Origin of the sequence: Streptococcus sp. A34, from assembly GCF_043674115.1 — a bacterium.
Lineage (GTDB): Bacteria > Bacillota > Bacilli > Lactobacillales > Streptococcaceae > Streptococcus > Streptococcus suis_V.
On record NZ_JBIMJM010000065.1, the window covers coordinates 1 to 1918 of the forward strand.

General features: G+C 45.4%; 1 pseudogene. It reads right to left on the minus strand.

The features are described from left to right. Positions 1-54 precede the first annotated feature (54 nt). Positions 55-1918, minus strand: a pseudogene (locus tag ACHBGV_RS10200) (hypothetical protein); the annotation flags it as partial.

A 1918-nucleotide genomic window follows, 5' to 3' on the forward strand; every position in this document is an offset into this window, starting at 1 on the left:
CTAGCTCCTAGTAAAGCTTAACAAATGGATAACTTCAAAATCACCTTTTTGGTCTCACATCATTGACAAAGGTACACTCAAATCCATTTGATCTGCAGAGGTCAAACGAGTACCTTTAACTGGAACTGGTCCCTTTTCTGTACCAACTGGTGCTTCAGTAGCAGCATCAACAAAGTAGATTGGATATTTATCAAACAATTCTGGGCTCAGTATTTGTGTAGTATTAGACTGAGTGTAGCCCATTGTTTGGGTTTCAATAATCTTGATAAAGCCTTCAGTTGATGTATCTTCAAAGTTTGGTGTACCTGCGTAGTTAGGATCCGCAAAGTAGAGATCCAACTTGATAGAACCATCCGTTCCCATCGGTGTCGCAACAGACTTGTGGTAGGTACCATTAACGTGTGCACGGGTACGTTCTACATAAGGAGCGCCTGCTACTTGGTTAACTTGGATATTTTCAGTAGTTGTATTGACATACTCATAACCACCGAACTCACGAACGCCAGATGGGGTTACCGTGTTACCTGGCACACCTACGATAGTATATGTCGCAAGGGCTTCGTTTGTAGAATCCGCAGTCGTCTTGTAGTAAGTTGTGTATTCCCACGGTTGAGAGATTAGGGTACTTGGAAGACTTCTTGTATCCGATGCAGTCGCGATAGTGTTATCATCGAACTGGATAAAGATTTGACCAAGAACAGTGTCAGAAGCAACATCCGTTCGGATAGTAGCTGTCATTGGCTTATTCACACCAGATGTAGCTTGGAAATATGTGAAATCCTTAGAAACGTTTGGTGTCATGTAGTGGCTCTCAAGAAGCGTGCCGTCTTTGGCTACCAATTCGACAAGGATAGGATCTGCTACATTTGCTGACTTGATCGAGGTACGGAAGTAAGCGCCACCTGTAGATGTACCACCTGTTGGTTTGTAACGGCTATACCCCATGATTGCATCGTAGTAGCTGACTGTCATATAGGTCATGGTATAGTAGCCATCTACTGCTGTTGGAGCGTATGGAGATTGTACACGTGAGCTTACTGCTGCACCTGCTGCATCTGTCATTGGTGCTGATACAGTTGTATCTGTCTTGATAAGAGTACCGACATCATCACCGATATTGTTCAAACCTGCTGTGGTTCCTGCCCGTTCAAACAAGGCTACTGAAACTTCACCGTCTGGAGAGAATTTACGCAATTCCAAGGCCAAGGCTTCAACGTTTGTACGAACTGCATCGATTTGAGCGTTTACTTGGACAAGAGTTGCTACTGAGTCTTTCAAGACTGTAGTAGCTTCAGTTGCAGCCAATTTCGTTGCATCTGCAGCTGCTTTCAAAGACTCATTGCCTTCTGGTGCAGCAGTATAAAGTCGGTTAGCTTCTTCTGACAAGACAACCGCTTCTGAGATGTTTTGCTCAAGGACAACTTTCGCTTCTTCAGCAGTCACAGGTGCTGCTACTTCTGTAGCGTCAGCTGGTGTTTCAGTTGTCGTTGCAGGTGCTTCTGTTGCGGCTTCAGTTGTTGGAGCTACTACTTCAGCTTTTTTAACCAATTGAACGGTAACAAGATTTTCAGCGCCCTCGGTAACAACTTGGGTTACCGTTGTCGCTTGACCTTGCGCCAACTCATAGCCGGCAGGTACTTCGACTGCTACTTCAACGCTAGTTGATGCAACTACTTCTGTCGTCGTAACGGTAGCTGTTTTCACAACAGCGTTGACAAGTGTGCCGTCTTCCAAGACATAGTTAACCACGTAATCGATGGTTGCTGTCCGTTCAGCTGGCGTAACAGTTTCCGTCGTAAGTGCTGGCGTCGTGTCGGTTGTCGCTGGGCTTTGAATGCTAGTTGTGACAGTAGTGTCAGCAACAAGCTCTTCTGCTTGTACAGCTTGAGCGCCAGTTGCCAATGTCAAACCTAGCAAA